This window comes from Embleya sp. NPDC059237 (assembly GCF_042754105.1).
GTDB lineage: Bacteria > Actinomycetota > Actinomycetes > Streptomycetales > Streptomycetaceae > Embleya.
In genome coordinates this window covers 75,596-96,992 of sequence record NZ_JBHZAE010000001.1, presented here as the reverse complement: position 1 = coordinate 96,992, position 21,397 = coordinate 75,596, and the positions used below count along the sequence as shown (strand labels likewise).

The window sequence follows — 21,397 nt, the reverse complement described above, 5'->3', positions numbered from 1 at the left end:
TCGATTCACCGGCTCCGCCCCGGCGCACGTACGATGCGCGCCGGGGCGGAGCCGCGTTCGGCGGTGGATCCCACACACATACCGGAGTCGGAGAACATGTACTTCACGGACCGTGGCATCGAGGAGCTGGAGAAGCGGCGCGGCGAGGAGGAGGTGTCCCTGGCCTGGCTCGCCGAGCAGCTGCGCACGTTCGTGGACCTCAACCCCGAGTTCGAGACGCCCGTCGAGCGGTTGGCGACCTGGCTGGCGCGGCTGGACGACGAGGACGACGACGAGTAGCGGGCTCGGTCAGGTCCCGGTGTCGGCTCGGCGCGGCGCGCGGGTGTGCCATACGGCCCAGCCGAGGGCGTAGAGCACCATCCCGACGGCGAGGCCGCGGCCGAATCCGGTCGCGGCGTCGAAGCCGAGCACCTCGAAGGCCGGTACCCGCCCGTCGGGGAACGGCAGCAGCGCCCTGGCCGCCCCGATCGTGCCGACCAGCACCAGGGCGCCCAGCACCGCCCAGCGCCCCGCCACGGGCATGCGCGGGCCCGTGACGGGGCGTTGCGGCAGTCGGCCGATCCAGCGCCACGTCCACACCGAGCAGGCGACGAACCCGACCACCGTGCTGATGTGCTGGAGCAGCACATAGCCCGGACGCAGGCCCAGGAACTCCCGGCGCAGCTCGGGCAGTACGTGTGCCACCCCGGGGTCGTCGTGGTGCGTCCAGGCGTCCCAGGCCAGGTGTGAGAGCCCGCCCAGCACGGCGGAGACCACGAACCACGCGCACACCACGAGCATTTCCCGCAGGAAGGGCCGCCGGGCCCGCGCGGCGGTGTACCACCGGCCCGGCAGGCGCGGGCGCAGCGGCTCCTCCAGGGCCGCCCGGATCCGGTCCGGCAGCAGTACGAGCAGCGGCCTGGCGAGCAGGTGGAACGCGAGCACGAGCAGCGCGGTGAGCACGATGTTCAGGCCCAGCACCCCCGGCCACAGCTCGTGGGTGGCCCGGCGGTCGGCGCGCATCGGCAGGAAGTCCAGGTTCACGAACAGGATCACGTCCGGGGCCATCGCGCCGAAGGCGAGCGCGGAGGCGATCAGCGGGCCGTGTCGGCCCGCCCCGGCGCCGACCGTGGTGCCGGTGCGGGTCGCCCCCTGCAGCGGCAGCACCGCGGCGATGTGGCTGAGCGTGAATGGCATGCGTGGCGCCCCCGGGTGCGATGCGGGCCCGCCGCGCGCGGGCCGCGCGGCGGGGCAAGGTCCGTCGGCATCCAAAAACGCCGGAAGCAGACCGGATGGTTCCCTTGACCTTCGGGACACGCGATATATCGTGAGTAGCAGAGCTTCGCGATATATCGCGTCCGGCGCACATCGCGCCCGACGCATCGCGTCCGGCACACCGACCCCAAGGGGAGGGTCCATGTCCCGATGGATGATCGAGGGACCGCAAGACCTCACACTCGACACCGTGCGGGTGCTGCGGGTGCGCACCATCGGCGGGCTGGTCGACGTCGTGGGCACCGACGGCCCGCCGCGCCTGGAGGTGCACGCCGTCGAGGGTCCGCCGCTGCAGGTGACCCACGACGAGGTGAGCGGCGAACTCGTCGTCTCCTACCCGGACCTGACGGCCAAGCACCTGATGGACCGGTTCCAGAACGCCGGCAAACGCTCCGACCTGCGCGCGTTCATGGCCGACGGGCGCGCGATCGGGCGGCGGCACGCCGAGGTCTCGCTGGCCGTGCCGTGGGACTGCACGGTCGAGATCGGCGTGGTGTCCGCGCACGCGACCGTGTCCGGGATGCACGGCACCACCACGGTGCGCAGCATCGGCGGCGACGTGACCCTGGTCGGGCTGACCGGCACGGTCGACGCGAACACGATCTCCGGATCGGTCGACGCCGAGTCGCTGGCCGGCGACCTCGGGGTGGTGACGGTGGCCGGCTCGCTCACCGTGATCGAGGGCACCGGCGGCCGGGTGCGGGCCAACTCGGTCTCCGGGTCGATGACCCTGGACCTGGACGAGGTCGGCCGCAGCCACGTGCAACTGACCACGGTATCCGGCGAGTTGACCGTGCGCCTGCCGCACCGCGGGGATATGCGCGTGGACGTGCGCACCGCGGCCGGCTCCGTCGACTCGGTCTTCGACGAGCTGACCACGAGCGCCAAATTCGGCGCGAGCCACGTGACGGGCAAGCTCGGCGAGGGCTCGGGCCGGCTGCGGATCAACTCGGTATCGGGCGACGTGACGCTGCTGCGCCGCGCGCCGGAGGGAAAGGTGAGCGCATGAACCCCGTCTTCGGCCACGGCCGGCTACGGCTCTACCTGCTGAAGCTGCTCGACGAGAGCCCCCGTCACGGCTACGAGGTCATCCGCCTGCTCCACGACCGCTTCCTGGGCCTCTACTCGCCCTCCGCGGGCACCGTCTACCCGCGCCTGGCCAAGCTGGAGCAGGAGGGCCTGGTCGAGCACGACGTCGAGGGCGGCCGGAAGGTGTACCGGATCACCGACGCCGGCCGCGCCGAACTGGCGGCCCGCCAGGAGGAGTTGACCCAGCTGGAGGCGCAGATCCGCGAGTCGGTCTACGAGCGGGCCCGGGAGATCCGGGACGAGGTGCGCACGTCGGCGCAAAACCTGCGGGAGGAACTGGGCCGCGCGGCCCGCGAGGTCCGCAAGTCCCCGCGCCCGGCCGTCGAGGAGGAGCAACGCCCGGACACCGACGACTGGTCCGACCCCAAGGCCGCCGGCCGCCGGTCCTGGGAACCGATGTTCTCCCAGCGCATGGCCGACCTCGCCGAGGGCTTGGCCCACAACCTGGTCGACCTGGCCGCCAAACCCGGCCTGTTCGACCTGGAACGCGAACTCCGCCGCCGCTTCGGCACCGACCCGGAACCCACCTCCGCCCGAGCCCGAGCCACCGACGCCTGGTCCAAGGAAACCGACCGCCCGACCCGCGACCAGGATTCCCTGGACCTGGAGTCGATCATCGACTCCATCCGCACAGAGGTAACCCCCTGGGCCCACCGAGCCGGCGTAACCCAGGACCAACTGACCCAGGCCCGAGACATCATCAAAACGGCGATCAAGGACCTGAAAAAGGTCTTCGACCCCCAACCTCCCTCCGACAAGCCGCACAAAGACCCCGAAGCCCCCATCGGGTAGACGACCCGGTTCCGCACCCGCACACCCGCCGGCCGGCCCGCCCGGACACCCTCACGGGCCGGCCCGCCCGACACTCCCGACAAGCCCAACATCTCCATCTCCACCAGGTGGCATCGACCGCACAACCGCCCGAACCCCACCCACGGATCGAGCCGCAGAACTCGGCCCGGGCGGCCCGGGAACGAAACGGAGAGACACCCGACCCCGAGCGAGGGGCCTTTTTTCCTGGAGGAGCGAAGCGGGGGAGCGGAAAAGTGGTGCATCGCGAGCCGGTGGGGAGCGCCCGACACGAAGCAACGCCGCCGACACGACCCCGACGCCCCGCCCCCGCACGTCCCGATCCCGGCCTTGCTCCGCTGCACCACGCCACTCCAGCGCCCCGCAGCCCCGCCGCGCCCACCTCGCGGCCTCGTCCGCCCCGGCCCGGGGCGAGCCCGTCTACCCCCGTCGATGCAGCCGCGCCAGCGACAACCGTCCCGTCGCCAACGCCCGCGTGTTCACCGACTCGACCCGCCCCGTCCGCCCCACCACGACCTTCGGATACACCGGAGGAAGCACCACCGCGTCCCGCGCGACGATCTCCCCCGCCACCCGCGTGAGCCGCGCCCGCCGCGCGTTGTCCGGCGTCGCAGCCGCCTCCTCGACCAACCGATCCAGCTCCGGGTTCGCATACCCCGTGCTCTCGCCCCCGGTCGACACCGCCGGCGCCAACGCCGCGAAGCCCGTGCGCCCCACCGCGTACCCCGACCCGCGCCGATCCACCAGCGCCGCGTCGAAGTCACCGACCCGCCGCCGCGCCGCCCACGTCGCCACGTCCACCCGCTCGACCACGACGGTGAACCCGACCCGATTCCACCCCTCGGCCAACACCCGTGCCACGTCCGGCAGTTCCCCGGCATCCCCGACCACCGCAAGCAGCGTGAACCGCACGCCGCCCCGCGGCAACGGCACCGGCGCCTCGCCCAACATCGCGGTGACCCGCTCCGGCTCCACCGTCGGCCCCGCCGTCGCGCTCGGACTCGGCTTCGGCGACACGGTCGGGCTGACCCCCCGCCCGTACGGGGTGTACTCCGGGTCCCACCCCTCGTTGCCCGGCCCCAGCGGCCCCTGCCCGATCACCGCGTCGCCCCGGTACACGTCCCGCAGCACCCGGGTGCGATCCATCCCGAACCCCAGCGCCCGTCGCACCGCGACGTCGTCGAACGGCGGCCGGCGCAGGTTCGGCAGCACCACCAGGTCGGCCGGCCCGCTCGCGGTCTGCACGTACGTGTCGTCCGCCTTGCGCAACCGCCGCACCTGATCGGGCGTCGGGTGCGGGTACACCGCGAGCCGGTGCGCCTTCAGATCGGCCACCGGATCGGCCGACGCGCGGAACTCCAACGCGTCCGCAGGCGCGGCCTTGTCCCGATACCCCGCGTCCCGGCGCAACACGACCGCACCGCCGTCCGCGCTCGCCAGCCGAAACGGCCCGGTGCCCACCAGCGCCCGAGGATCCCCCAGGCTCGCCTGATGCGGGATCGGCAGACAGGCCAAGAACGCCCGGAGCGCCCCGAACGCCCGCGGCAGCTCGATCCGTACCGTCCGCGCGTCCGGCGCCTCGATCGCCCCGAACCGCCCCGCCAGCCACGGCGCCCAGTCCCCCGCCGTCGCCGGATCGTTCACCCGACGCAGACATGCCGCCACATGCTCAGCGGTGAACGGATCCCCGTTGTGGAAGCGCACATCCGCCCGCAGTCGTACGGTCCAACTCAGCCCGTCCGGCGCGATCTGCGGATCGGCCGCGGCCAATACCGGCCCGATCGTGGTGTCGTCCCGGTAGGTGTACAGCGCCTCGACCACCGGGTCGGCGATCCACCGGGTCGCCTCGGCCGTCGAATGCACCGGATTGAGCACGTCGGGCAGCCGCGGCAGGCCCACCACGAGCGTGCCCCCCGACCGCGACTCGCGCCCGCCACAGCCGGCGAGCAGGCCCGCGGACACCGCGACCACCCCCGTACCGGCCCCCAGGGCAAGCACACGGCGACGGGACAACGGCATCGAAGGTCCTTCCGAAAACCCACGCAACCAACTACCAACTACCGGCAACCGGCAACCGGCAACCGGCAACCAAAAGCCGAATCAACCGAATCAAACAGCGAAAACGATCTTCCCGAACAACTCACCCTCCGCCAACCGCCGAAACCCCTCCACCGCCTCGCGCAACGGCAGCACGGAGTCGATCACCGGCCGCACCCCACCGTGCGCGCACAGCCGAAGCAGCCCCGCGAGTTCGTCCTTGTCGCCCATCGTCGAACCGACGACGCGCAGTTCGTTGAAGAAGATCCGGGTCAACTCGGCGGCCGGCGGCCGATCGCCCGAGGTGGCACCGGAGATCACGATCGTGCCGCCCGGCTTCAGGCTCTTGATCGAGTGCGACCAGGTGGCCGCGCCGACCGTCTCCATCACCGCGTCCACCCGCTCGGGCAACCGCGCGCCCGACCCGAACGCCGCGTCCGCGCCCAGCTCCACCGCCCGCGCGCCCTTGGCCTCGTCCCGACTGGTCACCCACACGCGGTACCCGGCCGCCTTCCCGAGCACCACCAGCGCGGTGGCCACCCCGCCGCCGGCGCCCTGGACCAGGATCGTGCCGCCCGGCCGCACCCCCGAGTTGGTGAACAACATCCGATACGCCGTCAGCCACGCCGTAGGCAGGCAGCACGCCTGCTCGAAGCTCAGTTCGGCCGGCTTGGGCAGGAGGTTCCAGCGGGGTACGGCGACCTTCTCGGCGAAGGTGCCGTCGTAGCGCTCGGTCAGGATCGACCGGGGCTCGTCGGTCCCGAGCCCGCCGATCACCGAGTGCACGACGACCTCGTTGCCGTCCTCGTCGATCCCGGCCGCGTCACAGCCCAGGATCATCGGCAACTGCTTCTCGGTGATGCCCACACCCTTGAGGGACCACAGGTCGTGGTGGTTCAGCGAGGCGGCCTTGACCGTGACGGTCGTCCACCCCGGCGGCAGCGCCCCGTCCGCGCCGGGCTCGGGTCGTTCCCCGAGCCGGAGACCGGACAGCGGGTCCTGGGCATCGATGCGCACGGCACTCACGGCAAACATGCAGGCACCCTACTGACGCCGGCGACGAGCCGAGGGCCCCACCCGCCCGGGTGGGGCCCTCGGCTCTCGGCAGCCGTGGCCGCGCGTCGATCGTCGAACGGTCGGCGAGGAGCCGTCGGACGATCACCGATCCACGGACCGCGGCTCAGATGCGCGCCACACCGTCCCGGCGCGCGGCCTCGGCCACCGCCTTGGTCACCGCCGGCGCGACCCGCTCGTCGAACGGCGACGGAATCACCCGGTCGGGCGCCAGCTCGTCGGCGACGACCGCGGCCAGCGCCTCGGCGGCGGCCACCTTCATCCCCTCGGTGATCCGCTTGGCGCGCACCGACAGCGCGCCGGCGAACACCCCCGGGAAGGCCAGCACGTTGTTGATCTGGTTCGGGTAGTCGCTGCGCCCGGTGGCGACCACGGCCGCGTACTTGTGCGCGAGGTCCGGGTCGATCTCCGGGTTCGGGTTGGCCATCGCGAAGATGATCGCCTCGGGCGCCATCGTCGCCACGACCTCCTCGGGCACCTTGCCCGCGGAGACCCCGAGGAAGACGTCGGCGCCCTTCATCGCGAGCTCGATGCCGCCGCGCAGCCCGGCCTTGTTGGTCAGCTCGGCGATCATCCGCTTGATCGGCGTCAGGTCGTCGCGTCCCTCGTGCACGATGCCCCGGCTGTCCACCACGCACAGGTCGCCGATGCCCGCCTCGATCAGGATCTTGGCGATCGCGATGCCCGCCGCGCCCGCACCCGAGATGACCGCGCGCAGGTCGCCGAGGCCGCGCCCGGTCACCGTGGCCGCGTTGCGCAGCGCGGCCAGCGCGACGATCGCGGTGCCGTGCTGGTCGTCGTGGAAGACCGGGATGGACACCCGCTCCTGGAGCCGGCGCTCGACCTCGAAGCAGCGCGGGGCGCTGATGTCCTCCAGGTTGATCCCGCCGAACGAGGGCGCGAGCCGGGCGATGGTGTCCACCAGCTCGTCCACGTCGGTGCAGTCGAGCGCGATCGGCACCGCGTCGACGCCGCCGAACTGCTTGAACAGGATCGCCTTGCCCTCCATCACCGGCAGGGAGGCGGCCGGACCGATGTCGCCCAGGCCGAGCACGGCGGTGCCGTCGGTGACGACGGCAACCGTGTTGGACACCCACGTGTAGTCGTGGACCAGCTCCGGGTTCTGCGCGATGGCCGTGCAGACACGTGCCACACCGGGCGTGTAGGCCAGGGACAGGTCGTCGCGGTTGCGCACCGGGACGGTCGAGCGAACTTCCATTTTCCCGCCCCGGTGCAGGGCGAAGACCGGATCGAGTTCGTCCGTCGCCATGCTGTCCGTCGGGATGATCTCCGCTGCCACAGTGACCCCTCTTATCGACTTCATCGACATTGCTCAGTGGAAGTGCAGCTCTCGGAGCGCGAGCGCCAGCTGCTTACCTCAGCGGCATCGGCGCTTCGTGCAGCGCACATGATCCGGCTGAGGGTACGGGGGTCACCCGTGACGCCGATTTTGGCACACCCCCCGAACGGGGGTACGCCGGGGCGATGAACCGATTACCACCTTTTTGTGATGGACCGTCAGACCCTGGTGCACCCGGCCCAGACGCTAGTGCCACGGGCGGTACGCTGACAGTAACCGCCGCCACATCCGTCAGGTCGTTCCGGGCGAATCGCGCGCCGATCGTCCTCTGCGCGAAGAAGGGCAGCCGTTGGACCTCTCCGCGTATGCCGAGCACGCGGTCCGCCTGGTCAACACCGAACAGCCGGCCCGCGGCGAGGACCTGCTGCGCTCCCCCGACGACGTGCCCGCGCTGATCGCACCCGTTCGGCGGATCCCGTCCCGGGTGACCGACGGTGACGTGGCCCGGTTGCGCTCGGTCCGCACCCGCCTGCGCGCGGTCTTCACGGCCGCCGCGGCCGGACGCGAGGCGGACGCGGTGGCGACGCTGAACGGACTGCTCGCCGAATTCCCCGTACATCCGCGCCTGACCGGCCACGACGCCAGCCCGTGGCATCTACACCTGGCGGGCGACGCGGTCGGCGCGGCCGAGGGCTTCGCCGCCATCGCCGGCATGGGCCTGGCCGTGCAGTTGACTACGCACGGTATCGACCGACTCGGCGTCTGCCAGGCCCTCCCGTGCCGAAACGTGTTCCTGGACCTGTCCGCAAATCGCTCCCGCCGGCACTGTTCGGACCGGTGCGCCTCGCGCGCCAACGTGGCCCTGTACCGGGCCAGACGCCGGGCCCGGGAGCCGCAGCCCGACCGACATACCTGACATTTGCGGGTTGGCGCGCGGTCGACTGTGGCACATGTACATGGACGGCTTGATCTCCCGGTGCGAAATTACCGAAGTCGGGTACACTACGTACTCGTCAAATCACATATCGTGACGTAGCGTCGGGTGGACGGCTCCCCGGTCGTTCCCGCCCACGTTCGCGCATCGATGACGACAGTTGTCGGCCGGCGCGGTAGCGTCGCTGGGGTTCCCCGACATCGGTGGTGACCGCCTCCGGCGGCCACCCACAGCAGCACCTTGGAGGTGAGGGTGTCCCAGCGATCCGCACACACCGCGGACGAAGCCGGCACCGGGCAGCGTGACTTCGTCGAGGTCCGACTGCCTGCCGAAGGTGCCTATCTCTCCGTCCTGCGCACCGCCACGGCGGGCCTCGCGGCCCGCCTCGACTTCACCTTGGACGAGATCGAGGATCTGCGCATCGCGGTGGACGAGGCGTGCGCGATGTTGCTCGATCAGGCGGTGGCCGGCGGGATCCTCTCCTGCGTGTTCAACCTGGTGGGCGACGCGTTGCACGTGACCGTGTCCGCGCCGACCACGGACGGTCGAACACCCGCGCGCGACACGTTCGCCTGGACCGTCCTGTCGGCGCTGGCCGGCGAGGTGGACGCCACGGTGAGCGACGACAAGGTGGTCGCCATCAGCCTGCACAAGAAGCGCGGTGGCGGGCCGGAGCAGACGTGAGCAGTGGTGTTGAAGGCGCGGCCAACGAACCGCAGCCGAGCGCGGCCTCACCCGACGAGGCCGCCGGGCGCGGCCGAGGGGAGGGTGAGGGCATGGTGAGCGACGCGAGCATGACGATGGACGGTGGTGTCGAGGCGACGGGGTCGGCGCAGCCTGCCGGAGCCGCCGGGCCCACGGGTCCCGCGGTGCCGAATCGGCGGCGGGCCGGTTCCGAACGCCACGCCCACGACCGCGAGGTCGCGCGGGGGCTGTTCGCGCGGTTGGCGGAACTGGAATCGGATCCGCCGGCCCGGGCCGCGGTGCGCGATCGACTGGTGGAGATGCATCTGCCGCTGGTCGAGCACCTGGCCCGCCGGTTCCGCAATCGCGGCGAGCCGCTCGACGACCTGATCCAGGTGGCCACCATCGGCCTGATCAAGTCGGTGGACCGGTTCGACTCGGATCGCGGGGTCGAGTTCTCGACCTACGCGACGCCGACCATCGTCGGCGAGATCAAGCGGCACTTCCGGGACAAGGGCTGGGCGGTGCGGGTGCCGCGCCGACTCCAGGAGCTGCGGCTCGCGCTGACCTCGGCCACCGCCGAGCTGTCCCAGCGCAACGGCAGGTCCCCCACGGTCGCCGAACTCGCCGTGCAGTTGGGGATCTCCGAGGAGGAGGTGCTCGAGGGCCTCGAATCGGCCAACGCCTACAGCACGCTGTCGCTCGACGTGCCGGACACCGACGACGATTCACCGGCCGTCGCCGACACGTTGGGCGCCGAGGACGACGCGCTGGAGGGGGTCGAGTATCGCGAGTCGCTCAAGCCGCTCCTGGAGCAGTTGCCGCCGCGCGAGAAGAAGATCCTGCTGCTTCGCTTCTTCGGCAACATGACCCAGTCCCAGATCGCGCAGGAGGTCGGCATCTCCCAGATGCACGTCTCGCGGCTGTTGGCGCGCACGCTCGCGCAGTTGCGCGAGCGCCTGCTGGTCGAGGAGTAGCACCGGAGCGGCACCGGTACACCGGGTGCGCGCGGGTGTGGAAGTGCGGCGGCCCCGGACCGATGTCGGTCCGGGGCCGCCCGCTTCGCCGAGCCGGTGTCCGCGCGCTCAGGCCCGCCGGGCCTGGTGCCGCGTTTCGAGCGCCTTGTACATCCCGGGGGTGGCGAGCGTGCCGATGGTGGCCGCGCCCACGATCATCGTCAGGATCCCGATCGCCATCTGATCCGCCTTGATCAGATACCAACCCATGCCGACCACGATCAGATTGGCGGTGATCGCCGGCGATCGGCTCCAGCGCCGGCCGCGCACCATGCCGACGAAGGCGGCGACTATCCCGGCGGCGAGGATCAGCAGGTAGATGCCGATCGCCACGCCCTCCGAGGAGTTGGTCGGATGGCCGAACTCGCTGCGGAAGGTCAGGTAGAGGGCGTAGCCGAGGAGCGCGAACGCCTCGACACCGACCACCGCGGTACAGATGCGCCAGGTGAGCGGGAGGGCCCCGGCGGGGTCCGGCTGGTCCTGGGCGGAAGGGCTCTCGGTCACCCCAAGACTGTAACCTCGGGCCGGTGTGCTCCGGGCCGGGGGCGCCCTACCCGCCGGTAGATACCCTGTCGTCATGCGTGCCCTTCTCGTCGTGAACCCCAAGGCCACGACCACCAGTGAGCGGACCCGCGACGTGCTGGCACACGCGCTCGCCGGCGACCTCAAGCTCGACGTGGTGAACACCGAGCACCGGGGCCATGCCGCGGAGCTGGCCCGGCAGGCGGCCGACGACGGCATCGACCTGGTGATCGCGCTCGGCGGCGACGGCACGGTCAACGAGGTGGCCAACGGCCTCCTGGCGGCGGGCCCGGCCCCCTCGCTACCGGCGGTGGCGGTGGTCCCGGGCGGCAGTACCAACGTCTTCGCCCGCTCGCTCGGACTGCCCAACGACCCGGTCGAGGCGACCGGTCTGCTGCTCGACGCGTTGCGCGCGGGCCGCAGTCGGGAGATCGGCCTGGGCCTGGCCGACGAGCGCTGGTTCCTGTTCTGCGCCGGACTCGGCTTCGACGCCGAGGTGGTCGGACGGGTGGAGCACCGCCGGGCCGGCGGCCGGCGGGCCACCCCCGGGTTGTACGTACGCTCCGCGATGCACCACTTCCTCGGCGGTCGAAACGCCCACAGGCGCGGGCCGCTCACGCTGGAGGTCCCGGGCATGGACCCGATCGGGGGAATCTGCCTCGGCATAGTCCAGAACACGGTCCCGTGGACGTTTTTGCGCAATCGGCCGTTGAATCCCTGTCCGCAAGCGTCATATGACACCGGATTGGACCTCTTCGCGCTCACCCGGATGACAACACTGCCCACATTGCGCCATCTGGCCCAGATGCTGGGCTCCACGGGTAATGCTCCACACGGGCGTCACGTCGTGTCCCTGCACGACTGCGATGCGTTCACTCTTCGGGCTGAAGAACCTGTTTCCCTTCAGGTCGACGGGGACCATCTGGGAGAACATCGGAGTGTGACCTTCAGGGGGGTTCCCCGTGCACTGCGTGTGATTGTGTGAGTGGAAGGGCCTTTTGGCCTTTCACTCGAACGCGAATACCCCGTTCATCCCTTCGATGTAGTGGTGTGACCTAGTCGACACCGATGATTTAAAAAATCCTGGCCCAAGGGGGTTGTATCGGCGGCCGAGGTTTGTAAGGCTCTACGAGGCGGCAGGGACGTGGCCGAAAGGTCATCTTCACCGCCCGAATCCACTGCCAAACCTGGGGACCGACTCCGTCGGCCCCATGCTTGTCGGGGGGTTCGTGAAAGCGTTCACATTCACAAGCCACAGCGGGGCCGGAAGCCCTTGCTGACCCACGAGGAGTTGGACCGCATGGACTGGCGCCACGTTGCTGCCTGCCGTGACGAAGACCCGGAGCTGTTCTTCCCGATCGGCAACACCGGTCCCGCTCTGCTTCAGATCGAGGAGGCGAAGGCGGTCTGCCGCCGTTGCCCCGTGATGGAGCAGTGCCTGGGCTGGGCTCTCGAGTCCGGTCAGGACGCGGGTGTGTGGGGCGGTCTGAGCGAGGACGAGCGTCGCGCTCTCAAGCGCCGCGCCGCCCGCAACCGCGCCCGCGCCTCCGCCTGATCACCACGACGGGCTGAACTCTCCGGAGACTTGGATCGCCGGAAAACAAAAGAGCTTTACCGCAGTTGCCCCGCCGGGGTCCGATCGGACCGAGGCGGGGCAACTGCTTTTTCTCGTGTGGGTATTCGTCGCGTACGCCGGATCCGAACCGATCCGCAATTCGGCGGCGGCGCTCAGCGGCGCTGCCTCAGGTGTACGTCCAGCCTGACGATCGTGCCGCCGGCCGGATTCGGCACCATGTCGAAACGGCCCGCGAGTTCGCTGCCCACGAGGGTGCGCACGATCTGCAGACCGAGATTGCCGGACGTCTGCGGATCGAAGCCGTCGGGCAGGCCGATCCCGTCGTCGGTGACGGTGATCAGCAGTCGTTCCGCCCACCGTTCCGCGTGCACCTCCAGGGTGTTGGCCCGATCCGCGTACGCCGGGTCCTCGAACGCGTGCTCCAGGGCGTTTTGCAGCAGCTCGGTCAACACCATCGCCAGCGGTGTGGCGGTCTCCGCGATCAGCTCGCCGAAGTTGCCGTGCCGGGCGGTGCGCACCCGCAGCGAGGACGCGGCGACCTCGGTGACCATGGACAACACCCGGTCGGCGATCTCGTCGAAGTCCACCCGCTCGTCCAGCGTCTGGGACAACGTCTCGTGCACGATCGCGATCGAGCCGACCCGGCGTACCGCCTCCTCCAGCGCGGCGCGGGCCTGCGGCGCGTCCATCCGGCGGGCCTGGAGGCGCAACAGCGCGGCCACCGTCTGGAGGTTGTTCTTCACCCGGTGGTGGATCTCCCGGATGGTCGCGTCCTTGGTGATCAGCTCGCGTTCGCGACGGCGCAATTCGGTCACGTCGCGCAGGAGCATGATCGCGCCGATCCGCTGACCGCGCGGCTTGAGCGGGATCGCCCGCAGCTGCACCACCGCGGCCGGCGTCTCGACCTCGGTTTCGCGCGGCGCCCAACCGCTGGCGACGGCGGAGATCGCCTCGTCGACCGGTCCCTCGTGCGGGGCCAGTTCGGCGGTGATCCGGCCGAGGTGGCAGCCGACCAGGTCGGTGGTCAGGCCGAGTCGGTGGTAGGCAGAGAGCGCGTTGGGGCTGGCGTACTGCACGATGCCGTCGGCGTCGAGCCGGATCAGGCCGTCGCCCACGCGCGGCGAGGCGTCCATGTCGAGCAGTTCGCCCGCGTGCGGAAACGTCCCTGCGGCGATCATCTGCGCCAGGTCCGCGGCGCTTTGCAGATAGGTCAGTTCCAGCCGGCTGGGGGTGCGCGCGGTGAGCAGGTTGGTGTTGCGCGCGATCACCCCGATCACCCGACCCTCGCGGGAGACGGGGATCGCCTCGACCCGCACGGGCACGTCGTCGCGCCACTCCGGGTCGCCCTCGCGCACGATCCGCCCCTCGTCGAGGGCGGCGTCCAGCATCGGCCGCCGGCCGCGCGGGACGAAGTCGCCGACCAGGTCGTCCTGGTGCGAGGTGGCTCCGGTGTTGGGCCGCATCTGCGCCACCGCCACGTACTGCCCGTCGTCGGTGGGCACCCACAGCACCAGGTCGGCGAACGACAGATCCGCGAGCAGTTGCCACTCGGACACCAGCAGGTGCAGCCACTCCAGGTCGGCGGCGGACAGCGCGCCGTGGCGGCGGACGAGATCGTTCATGGAGGGCACATGCGCAGCGTACTTTCCACCCGGCCTGCGATCCTGGCCGCCCCACTCCGCCGCACCCGTGAGGTATGGATGTCCACCGAATCGCCCACGCCCGGCCGGCCCCTCCCCGGCGGCGGTCATCCGCTCGACTGGCTGGACCTGCGGGAGAAGGAACGGGAGGAGGCGGGGCTGCGGCGCCGGTTGCGCCCGCGCGAGGCGACGGTCGACGGGCTGGATCTGGCCGGAAACGACTACCTGGGGCTGACCCGCGACGCACGGGTGATCGAGGCGGGCGTACGCGCCCTGCGCACCTGGGGCGGCGGGTCGACCGGGTCGCGCCTGGTGACCGGGTCCACGACGCTGCACGCCGCGTTGGAGGCGGAGCTGGCCGCGCACATGGGAGCCGAGGCGGCGCTGGTGTTCTCCTCCGGCTACCTGGCCAACCTCGGGGTGATCTGTGGCCTGATCGGCAAGGGCGGACTGGTCGTCTCGGACGCGATCAACCACGCCTCGATCGTGGACGCGTGCCGGCTGTCCCGGGCCCGGGTGGCGATCACTGCGCACTGCGACGTCGAGGCGGTGGCCCGGGTGCTGGCGGAACGGCCCGAGGAACGGGCCCTGGTGGTCGTGGACGCGGTTTTCTCGGTCGACGGGGACATCGCCCCCCTCGCGGAGCTGGCGGCCGTCACACGGCGATATGGCGCCGTCCTGCTCGTGGACGAGGCGCACGGGCTCGGTGTGGTCGGCACGGGCGGCCGGGGCGCGGTGCACGCGGCCGGGCTCGCGGGGGCCGACGACGTGGTGCTGACCGCGACGTTGTCCAAGGCGCTCGGCGCGCAGGGCGGCGCGGTGCTGGGGCCGCGCCGGGTGGTCGAGCACCTGATCGACGCGGCCCGGTCGTTCATCTTCGACACCGGGCTGGCCCCGGCGAGCGTCGCGGCGGCCCTGGAGGCGCTGCGGATCCTGCGCGCGGAGCCGGACCTGGCCGCGCGGGTACGGGCGAACGCACGCGCGCTCGCGGCCGGCGCCCGAGAGGCGGGGCTGCGCGCGACCGCGCCCGAGGGCGCAGTGACGTCGGTACTCGTCGGCGAGGCGCAGCTCGCGTTCGACACCGCCGCGCGCTGCGCGGAGGCCGGGGTCCGGGTCGGCTGCTTCCGTCCGCCGTCGGTGCCCGACGGCATCTCCCGACTGCGTCTCGCGGCCCGCGCGGACCTGACGCCGGCCGATCTGGAGCGGGCCCTGACGGCACTGCGATACGCCACTTCGTGACCCGATAACCACCGGTATACGTGTCATGTCCCTCGACATTGGTCTAGACAACTGGGATTGGTCTGAACCAAAATGGGCGGCGGCCTCCCGGCCCGCACCGGGAGGCCGCCGAACGTTCGGCCGCGTAGCGGTCCCGCAGGGAAGGAAGGGCACGCGTGGCCGGCATAGGGGCACCTCGCGTGCTTGTGGACGGGAAGCTCGTGGGCCCGGCCGAGGTGGGGGTCGAGCAGGGCCGGATCACCGGCGTCACCGAGGGACCCGGCCGCCCCGACACACTCCGGCTGCCACACGGCGTGCTCACGCCCGGCCTGATCGACGTGCAGCTCAACGGCGCGTTCGGGCACGACTTCGTGGCCGCGGACGCGACCGCCTGGCGTGAGGTCGCCGCCCGGCTCCCGTCGACCGGGGTCACCGCCTTTTGCCCGACCTTCATCACCGGCGACCTGGACATCCTCACCGCGGCCCTCGTGCGGGCCGCGGAGCTGCGCGCCAAGCTCGCCACGGAGCCCATCGCGCGCGACCTGGGCGTGCACCTGGAGGGGCCGTTCCTGTCCCCCGCCCGGGTCGGCACCCACCCGCCGGAGTACCTGCGCGAGCCCACTCCCGAACTGATCGACCGGCTGCTCCTGGACGACGCCGTCCGCGAGGCGCTGACGCTGGTCACCCTGGCCCCCGAACTTCCCGGTGCGCTCGAGGCCATTCGACGCATCGTCGCCGCGGGGATCCGAGTCTCGGCCGGACACACGGACGCGACCGCCGCCGAGATGTCCGCCGCCGCGGACGCGGGCGCGACCATGGTCACCCACCTGTTCAACGCCCAGCGTGGCCTGGGCCACCGCGAGCCGGGCGTGGTCGGCGCGGCGCTGAGCGACCCGCGCCTTACCCCCGGCCTGATCGCCGACCTGCACCACGTGGTGGGCCCGGTCTGCTCGCTGGTGCTGCGCGTGGCAGGCGAGCGCACCGCACTGGTCACCGACGCGATGGCGGCCGCGGGCATGCCGCCCGGCCGCTACCGGCTCGGCGACGTGGACGTGACCCTGGTCGAGGGCGACGTGCCGCGCAACCTGGACGGCACCATCGCCGGCTCGGCGCTGACCCTGGACCTGGCCGTGCGCAACCTGATCGGCCTGGGCAACCCGCCGGCGCGGGTGCTCACCTCCGCGACCCGGGTCCCGGCCGACGCCCTGGGCCGCACCGACCTCGGCCGCATCGCCCCCGGCGCCACGGCCGACCTGGTCTGGTGGAGCGACGAGTGGACGATCCTCAAGACCTGGATCGGCGGAGTGGTCGCCTACGAGGCCACCGCCTGACCACCCCCACCCCGCGATGCGCGAAAGCCCCCGACCCGGTCCGGGTCGGGGGCTTTTGCGCGTTCGGACCGCGCTTTCCGGCCCCGGGGCGGTCCCGGGACGCACCCTCGCCGCGCGCGTCCCGGGACCGCTCCCGGTCGTCGGCGTCAGCGCGTCTCGGTCACCTTCGCCAGCGCCCGAGGGGCGTCCGGGTCGAGACCGCGGGCCATGGTGACCTCGTACGCCAGCAGCTGCAGCGGAATGATCTCCAGGATCGGCTGCACCTCCTCGGCCACACCCTCCGGCAGCACGAAGCCCGCCGAGGCCCGACCGACCTGGTCCGCGTTGCCGATCACCATCAGGTCCGCACCGCGCCCGCGCAGCCGCTCCAGGACCGGCTGGAGGGCGTCGCCGCCCTTGCCGTCCGGCACCACGGCGATCACCGGGCTGACGTTGTCGACCATGGCCAGCGGCCCGTGCAGCAGGTCGGCCCCGGAGAACGGCTGGGCCGGGATGTAGCTGGTCTCCATGATCTTCAGCGCGGCCTCGCGCGCCGTCGGGTAGCCGTAGCCGCGCGAGGTGATCACCAGACGCTGCGCGAAGCGGTAGCGCTGCGCCAGCTCGGCGACCTCCTCCCGGCGGTCCAGCACGTCCTGCGCCAGCGCCGGCAGCGAGTCGGCCGGCGAGGTGTCGCCGCCGCGCAGGCCCTCGACGAACAGGTACAGCGCGAGCAGTTCCGCGGTGTACGTCTTGGTCGCGGGCAGCGCCTTCTCCGGACCGGCCAGCACGTCGATGTGGAACTCGGAGACCGCGGCCAGCGCCGAGTCGGCGTTGTTGGTCACCGCGAGGGTGATCGCGCCGGCCTTGCGGGCCGCCTCGGTGGACGCCACCAGGTCGGGCGAGCCGCCCGACTGGGAGACGGTGATCACCAGGCAGTCGGTCAGGTCCGGCTCCGCGCCGTACGCCGTGGTCGTGGACATCGAGGTGAGCCCGGCGGGCTTGCCGAGCAGCACCTCGATCAGGTACTTCGCGTACAACGCGGCGTTGTCGCTGGTGCCCCGCGCGGTCAGCAGCACGAACCGCGGGTTGCGCGCGGCGATCTCGGCCGCGACGGCGCGGATCGAGGGCGCGCCCTCGGCCAGGATCCGGCGCAGCACGGCAGGCTGCTCCGCCATCTCGGCGGACATGATGGTGCCCCGGTTCGGTGCCAGGACGTCACGGTCGTCGGTGGCGGACATGGTGCGGCCTTCCGTTGATTCCAGGTGCTGATTCGGTTTCCACATACGGATGCGGAGGTCGGGCGGATCCGCGGGCCGGGGCCCGGGAACGCCCGCCTCCCCAGTGTCCGGTTTCCCGGTGTCGGGCGGGTTCACGGGGGCCGGACGCTCGGTGTCGAACGAATACCGGGCTTCCGGCCCCCTTGTCGAGGAATGCCGTCAGGCGAGCCGACGGCCGGTCAGGATCTCGGCGGCGGCGATCCCGCACACGGTGGCGGCGCCGTGCGTGGCGAGATGGGCGGCGCCCGGAGTGGCAGCTCCGGGGATGCCCATCTCGACCACGACGGCGTCCGGCCGCGCGGCGAGCAGGCCCGCCACGATCTCGGTCGCCCAGACGTGGTGCTCCAGGTTGCGCACCACGAGTACCAGGGGACGGTCCGCCCCCGCGCGCAGCACCTCGTCGATCAGCTGCGGCTCGGCGGCCCGGGCCCGGGTCACCGTGGTCCCGGGCAGCGCCTCGGCCAGCACCGGCGCCAGGCCCCACGGGGTCTGCTCGCCGACCGCGATGTTGGCGGTGGGCGACAGCTCCACCACGTGTGCGGGCCGATCGATCGGCGTCACCGTACCGGTCACCCGGACCGCGCGGCGGGCCGCGTCGAGCCCGAGCGCGTAGTCGACCGGCTCGGCCGCGCCGACCTTGGCCCACGCGGCCAGCGCGTGCACCCGCCCGGCCGCGTCGACCAGCCGCTCCTCGGCGAGCCGGCCCTCGCGCACCGCGTCCACCAGCGCGTCGCGCAGGTGCAGCACGGTGTCCTCGTCGCACAGCCCACCACCCACGCACACCGCGTCGACGCCGGCCGCGATCGCGCGGACGGTGCCGTCGGCTATGCCGTAGGTGTCGGCGATCGCGCCCATCTCGATGGCGTCGGTGACGATCAGGCCGGTGTAGCCCAGTTCCTCGCGCAGCAGCCCGGTCATGATCTTCCGGGACAACGTCGCGGGCAGTTCGGTGTCGTACGCGGGCAGCAGGATGTGCGCGCTCATGATCGCCTTGGTGCCGGCCGCGATGCTCGCGTGGAACGGCACCAGTTCCCGGGCGGCCAGCGTCTCGCGCGAGACGTCCACCAGCGGCATGCCGTGGTGCGAGTCGATCGCGGTGTCGCCGTGCCCGGGGAAGTGTTTGACGCACGCGGCCACGCCGGCCGCCTGGAGCCCGGTGACGTATGCGGCGGTGTGCCGCGCGACCAGGTCGGGCTCGGCGCCGAAGGCCCGCACGCCGATGATCGGGTTGTCCGGGTTGGAGTTGACGTCGGCCGACGGGGCCCAGTTGAGGTTGACGCCGCACGCGGCCAGCTCGCGCCCGAGCCCGCGCGCGACCGCCTCGGTGGTCGCGGTGTCGTCCACCACGCCCAGCGCCAGGTTGCCCGGCCAGCGGCTGCCGGTGTTCACGTGTATCCGGGTGACGTCGCCGCCCTCCTCGTCGATCGCAACGATGAGATCGGGGTTCTCCCGGCGCAGCTCCTCGGTCAGGGCGGTGACCTGTTCGGGGGTCGCGACGTTGCGACCGAACAGGCCCACCGAGCCCAACCCGCCGGCGATCCGGTGGCGCAGCCATCCGGGCGCGGTCAGGCCGTCGAAACCGGGCTGCAGGACGGCGAGCGCCAGGCGCTCGAGACGTTCGGACATGGTTGATCAGCCCTTTACCGCGCCGGAGGTGAGCCCGCCGGTGACCTTGCCCTGCAGGACCAGGAAGATCGCAAGCACCGGAAGCATGAAGAGGGTGGAGGCGGCCATGATGGCGCCCCAGTCGATGGTGAGCCCGTTGCTGAAGGAGTTGAGCCAGGTCGGCAGCGTGCGCTGCTCCGGCTTGTTCAGCAGCAGCGCGTTGGCGAACGCGAACTCGTTCCACGCGGTGATGAAGCCGAACAGCGAGGTGGAGAGCAGACCCGGGGCCAGCAGCGGGAAGACGACCTTGCGGAACGCCGTGAAGCGCGAACAGCCGTCCACCCGGGCGGCCTCCTCCAGCTCCACCGGGATGCCCCCGAGGAAGCCGCGCAGGGTCACGATCGAGAACGGCAGCGTCATCACGAAGTAGATCGCGGTGAGCATCGGCAGCGAGTCGAGCAGGTCGTTGTCGCGCGCGATCAGGTACATCGGGATCATCAGCGCCTCCCACGGCGCCATCTGCGCGATGAACACCATGAGGATGAAGGGCGCCCGGCCCTTCCACTGCATACGCGCCACCGCGAACGCGGCGAAGCACGCCACGACCAGCGCCAGGAGCACGCCGCAGCCCGCGACCAGCAGGCTGTTGCGCCAGTAGTCCCAGAAGTGCGGCGTGTTGACCGCGGTGTCGAAGTTGTGGAACGAGATCGAACTCGGCAGGAACTTCGGCGTCGACGACTGGATGTCCTTGGCCGGCTTGAACGCGGTGAGGATCATCCAGTAGACGGGGAAGATCGACACGGCGAAGACCAGCAGCGCCGCGATGTTGAGCGGAATCCGCTTCAGGGTGCGCGCCTTCACTTGTCGGCCTCCCGCTCCTGCTTGAACATCTGACGGAAGTAGAAGACGAGCATCACCACGAGGATGAGCACGGTGATCGTGGAGATCGCGCCGGCCATGTCGAACAACTTGAGCGACATGCCCTGCTGGTACGCGTACACGGGCAGCGTGCGGACGTCGTTGATCGGCCCGTTCTCGCCCGCGATCGCCCAGATCTGGGCGAACGACTTGAAGATCCAGATCACTTCCAGCGAGGTCACCAGCGCAAAGATCGGGCGCAGGATCGGGAAGGTGATCGAGCTGAAGATCCGCACCGGACCGGCGCCGTCGAGTCGGGCCGACTCGTAGACGTCGGTCGACACGGTGGTCAGCCCGGCGTAGAGGGTCAGCGTCGCGAAGGGGATCGACTGCCACACGATGAGCAGGGTGACCACGGTCAGGGTGGAGGTTCCGTGCGCGAACCAGGTGTAGCCCTCGTAGTCGAAGCCGAGCTTGACCAGCGCCCAGTTGACCACACCGTTGTCGGAGCGGAAGAGCCACTTGAAGATCGTGGTGGCCGCGATCACCGGAGTCGCCCACGCGGCGACCAGGCCGATCAGCACCACGATGCGCATGGCCTTGCCGAGCTTCATCAGCATCAGCGCGCACAGCGTGGAGATCACCATGATCGCCACGACGTTGATCGCGGTGAAATAGAAGGTCCGCCGGGTGACCTCCCAGAACTCGTCGTCCTTGAAGACGGCCTGGTAGTTCTCCCAGCCGACGTAGTCGGCCGACCGCGAGATCAGCTGCTTGAAGCGGTAATGCTGGAACGACAACATGACGTTCCGGACCACCGGATAGAACAGCAGGAAGGCGATCCCGAGAATCGCGGGCGCGACAAGAAGGTATGGGGTGACCGACTTGACGATCCCCGACGACTTGCGTGGGGGCTTCGATGCGCGTCTGGCACCCGATGGTGCCTGCTTGCGCGGGGGCTGCGTAGGTGTCGCGACCACCGCGTCTGCCTTGGAGGCTGACACAGCTGCCTTCCCGTGGTTCGGTGTCGGGGGTCTCCGGCCCGTCCCGCCCGGTGGCGGGACGTGGCGAGAGCGCGGAGCCGGCGACGGGGGACCGCCGGCGGGCCGCGCCGGGTGGGCCGGGCCGGTCCCGCCGCGGAGCGGTACCCCGCGGCGGGAGCCGACCGTTCGGCCGGACTGTTCATCACCCGA

Annotated in this window: 20 protein-coding genes; 10 read left to right on the top strand and 10 right to left on the bottom strand. The window is 71.3% G+C overall.

Going from position 1 to position 21,397, the window contains the following annotated elements:
• Positions 1–96 precede the first annotated feature (96 nt).
• Positions 97–279, top strand: a complete 183-nt coding sequence (locus ACFXKZ_RS00440) for a DUF6104 family protein (protein ID WP_078979233.1) — start codon at positions 97–99, stop codon at positions 277–279.
• A 9-nt stretch (positions 280–288) separates the two neighbouring features.
• On the opposite strand, the gene ACFXKZ_RS00435 is transcribed toward ACFXKZ_RS00440, so the two are convergent.
• A complete protein-coding gene (locus ACFXKZ_RS00435; protein WP_379994821.1) occupies positions 289–1,176 on the bottom strand; it encodes a DUF4184 family protein in 888 nt (295 codons plus the stop codon).
• Between the two features lie 220 nt (positions 1,177–1,396).
• Here ACFXKZ_RS00435 and ACFXKZ_RS00430 point away from each other — a divergent pair, with 220 nt between their 5' ends.
• Positions 1,397–2,263, top strand: a complete 867-nt coding sequence (locus ACFXKZ_RS00430; RefSeq protein ID WP_379994819.1) for a DUF4097 domain-containing protein — start codon at positions 1,397–1,399, stop codon at positions 2,261–2,263.
• Entirely contained in the window at positions 2,260–3,135 is an 876-nt protein-coding gene (locus ACFXKZ_RS00425) for a PadR family transcriptional regulator (RefSeq protein WP_379994817.1), read from the top strand. The genes ACFXKZ_RS00430 and ACFXKZ_RS00425 overlap by 4 nt, the downstream gene beginning before the upstream one ends.
• A gap of 438 nt (positions 3,136–3,573) precedes the next feature.
• On the opposite strand, the gene ACFXKZ_RS00420 is transcribed toward ACFXKZ_RS00425, so the two are convergent.
• The 3 genes from ACFXKZ_RS00420 to ACFXKZ_RS00410 all read right to left on the bottom strand — a co-directional run bounded on the left by ACFXKZ_RS00420 (position 3,574) and on the right by ACFXKZ_RS00410 (position 7,534).
• Positions 3,574–5,172: an ABC transporter substrate-binding protein gene (locus ACFXKZ_RS00420; RefSeq protein WP_379994815.1), complete on the bottom strand. Its 1,599-nt coding sequence runs from the start codon at positions 5,170–5,172 to the stop codon at positions 3,574–3,576.
• 90 nt (positions 5,173–5,262) lie between these two features.
• Positions 5,263–6,225, bottom strand: a complete 963-nt coding sequence (locus ACFXKZ_RS00415; protein WP_379994813.1) for a zinc-binding dehydrogenase — start codon at positions 6,223–6,225, stop codon at positions 5,263–5,265.
• A 145-nt stretch (positions 6,226–6,370) separates the two neighbouring features.
• Positions 6,371–7,534, bottom strand: a complete 1,164-nt coding sequence (locus tag ACFXKZ_RS00410; RefSeq protein ID WP_379997236.1) for an NADP-dependent malic enzyme — start codon at positions 7,532–7,534, stop codon at positions 6,371–6,373.
• Positions 7,535–7,913: 379 nt separating this feature from the next.
• Here ACFXKZ_RS00410 and ACFXKZ_RS00405 point away from each other — a divergent pair, with 379 nt between their 5' ends.
• The 3 genes from ACFXKZ_RS00405 (at position 7,914) to ACFXKZ_RS00395 (ending at position 10,159) form a co-directional block, all read left to right on the top strand.
• Positions 7,914–8,480, top strand: a complete 567-nt coding sequence (locus tag ACFXKZ_RS00405; RefSeq protein WP_379994811.1) for a CGNR zinc finger domain-containing protein — start codon at positions 7,914–7,916, stop codon at positions 8,478–8,480.
• Between the two features lie 258 nt (positions 8,481–8,738).
• Positions 8,739–9,182: an anti-sigma regulatory factor gene (locus ACFXKZ_RS00400; RefSeq protein WP_379994809.1), complete on the top strand. Its 444-nt coding sequence runs from the start codon at positions 8,739–8,741 to the stop codon at positions 9,180–9,182.
• A 92-nt stretch (positions 9,183–9,274) separates the two neighbouring features.
• Entirely contained in the window at positions 9,275–10,159 is an 885-nt protein-coding gene (locus tag ACFXKZ_RS00395; RefSeq protein WP_078975490.1) for an RNA polymerase sigma factor SigF, read from the top strand.
• A gap of 108 nt (positions 10,160–10,267) precedes the next feature.
• Here the strand turns inward: ACFXKZ_RS00395 and ACFXKZ_RS00390 are convergent, their stop codons facing one another.
• Positions 10,268–10,702 (bottom strand): hypothetical protein, encoded by a 435-nt coding sequence (locus ACFXKZ_RS00390; protein ID WP_379994807.1) that lies wholly within the window; start codon positions 10,700–10,702, stop codon positions 10,268–10,270.
• 73 nt (positions 10,703–10,775) lie between these two features.
• Between ACFXKZ_RS00390 and ACFXKZ_RS00385 the strand changes: the two genes are divergently transcribed.
• Both ACFXKZ_RS00385 and ACFXKZ_RS00380 read left to right on the top strand, forming a co-directional pair.
• Positions 10,776–11,705, top strand: a complete 930-nt coding sequence (locus ACFXKZ_RS00385) for a diacylglycerol/lipid kinase family protein (protein ID WP_379994805.1) — start codon at positions 10,776–10,778, stop codon at positions 11,703–11,705.
• Between the two features lie 315 nt (positions 11,706–12,020).
• Positions 12,021–12,275: a WhiB family transcriptional regulator gene (locus tag ACFXKZ_RS00380; RefSeq protein ID WP_020557388.1), complete on the top strand. Its 255-nt coding sequence runs from the start codon at positions 12,021–12,023 to the stop codon at positions 12,273–12,275.
• A 173-nt stretch (positions 12,276–12,448) separates the two neighbouring features.
• On the opposite strand, the gene ACFXKZ_RS00375 is transcribed toward ACFXKZ_RS00380, so the two are convergent.
• Positions 12,449–13,918 carry a histidine kinase N-terminal domain-containing protein gene (locus ACFXKZ_RS00375; RefSeq protein WP_379994803.1) on the bottom strand — a complete coding sequence of 490 codons (1,470 nt, stop codon included), beginning with the start codon at positions 13,916–13,918 and terminating at the stop codon, positions 12,449–12,451.
• Between the two features lie 78 nt (positions 13,919–13,996).
• On the opposite strand from ACFXKZ_RS00375, the gene ACFXKZ_RS00370 reads away from it, so the two are divergent.
• The gene (locus tag ACFXKZ_RS00370) at positions 13,997–15,175 is read left to right on the top strand and encodes an 8-amino-7-oxononanoate synthase (RefSeq protein ID WP_379997234.1); all 1,179 of its coding nucleotides are present in this window, start codon (positions 13,997–13,999) and stop codon (positions 15,173–15,175) included.
• Between the two features lie 179 nt (positions 15,176–15,354).
• A complete protein-coding gene (gene nagA, locus ACFXKZ_RS00365) occupies positions 15,355–16,485 on the top strand; it encodes an N-acetylglucosamine-6-phosphate deacetylase (RefSeq protein ID WP_379994801.1) in 1,131 nt (376 codons plus the stop codon).
• Between the two features lie 146 nt (positions 16,486–16,631).
• Here nagA and ACFXKZ_RS00360 read toward each other — a convergent pair whose 3' ends face one another.
• The 4 genes from ACFXKZ_RS00360 to ACFXKZ_RS00345 form a co-directional block, all read right to left on the bottom strand.
• Complete coding sequence (locus ACFXKZ_RS00360) at positions 16,632–17,702, bottom strand: SIS domain-containing protein (protein ID WP_379994799.1); 1,071 nt, start codon at positions 17,700–17,702, stop codon at positions 16,632–16,634.
• 198 nt (positions 17,703–17,900) lie between these two features.
• Positions 17,901–19,367 carry a glycoside hydrolase family 3 protein gene (locus ACFXKZ_RS00355; protein ID WP_379994797.1) on the bottom strand — a complete coding sequence of 489 codons (1,467 nt, stop codon included), beginning with the start codon at positions 19,365–19,367 and terminating at the stop codon, positions 17,901–17,903.
• Between the two features lie 6 nt (positions 19,368–19,373).
• Positions 19,374–20,207, bottom strand: a complete 834-nt coding sequence (locus tag ACFXKZ_RS00350) for a carbohydrate ABC transporter permease (protein ID WP_379994795.1) — start codon at positions 20,205–20,207, stop codon at positions 19,374–19,376.
• On the bottom strand, positions 20,204–21,208 hold the full coding sequence (locus tag ACFXKZ_RS00345) for a carbohydrate ABC transporter permease (protein WP_379994793.1): 1,005 nt from the start codon (positions 21,206–21,208) through the stop codon (positions 20,204–20,206). Before ACFXKZ_RS00345 ends, ACFXKZ_RS00350 begins: the two co-directional genes overlap by 4 nt.
• Positions 21,209–21,397: the final 189 nt, after the last annotated feature.

Coding starts and splice junctions, on each gene's coding strand:
- ACFXKZ_RS00440 (WP_078979233.1), top strand. CDS start 97: ATGTACTTCACGGACCGTGGCATCGAGGAGCTGGAGAAGCGGCGCGGC.
- ACFXKZ_RS00435 (WP_379994821.1), bottom strand. CDS start 1,176: ATGCCATTCACGCTCAGCCACATCGCCGCGGTGCTGCCGCTGCAGGGG.
- ACFXKZ_RS00430 (WP_379994819.1), top strand. CDS start 1,397: ATGTCCCGATGGATGATCGAGGGACCGCAAGACCTCACACTCGACACC.
- ACFXKZ_RS00425 (WP_379994817.1), top strand. CDS start 2,260: ATGAACCCCGTCTTCGGCCACGGCCGGCTACGGCTCTACCTGCTGAAG.
- ACFXKZ_RS00420 (WP_379994815.1), bottom strand. CDS start 5,172: ATGCCGTTGTCCCGTCGCCGTGTGCTTGCCCTGGGGGCCGGTACGGGG.
- ACFXKZ_RS00415 (WP_379994813.1), bottom strand. CDS start 6,225: ATGTTTGCCGTGAGTGCCGTGCGCATCGATGCCCAGGACCCGCTGTCC.
- ACFXKZ_RS00410 (WP_379997236.1), bottom strand. CDS start 7,534: ATGGCGACGGACGAACTCGATCCGGTCTTCGCCCTGCACCGGGGCGGG.
- ACFXKZ_RS00395 (WP_078975490.1), top strand. CDS start 9,275: ATGGTGAGCGACGCGAGCATGACGATGGACGGTGGTGTCGAGGCGACG.
- ACFXKZ_RS00385 (WP_379994805.1), top strand. CDS start 10,776: ATGCGTGCCCTTCTCGTCGTGAACCCCAAGGCCACGACCACCAGTGAG.
- ACFXKZ_RS00380 (WP_020557388.1), top strand. CDS start 12,021: ATGGACTGGCGCCACGTTGCTGCCTGCCGTGACGAAGACCCGGAGCTG.
- ACFXKZ_RS00375 (WP_379994803.1), bottom strand. CDS start 13,918: ATGAACGATCTCGTCCGCCGCCACGGCGCGCTGTCCGCCGCCGACCTG.
- ACFXKZ_RS00370 (WP_379997234.1), top strand. CDS start 13,997: ATGTCCACCGAATCGCCCACGCCCGGCCGGCCCCTCCCCGGCGGCGGT.
- ACFXKZ_RS00360 (WP_379994799.1), bottom strand. CDS start 17,702: ATGTCCGCCACCGACGACCGTGACGTCCTGGCACCGAACCGGGGCACC.
- ACFXKZ_RS00355 (WP_379994797.1), bottom strand. CDS start 19,367: ATGTCCGAACGTCTCGAGCGCCTGGCGCTCGCCGTCCTGCAGCCCGGT.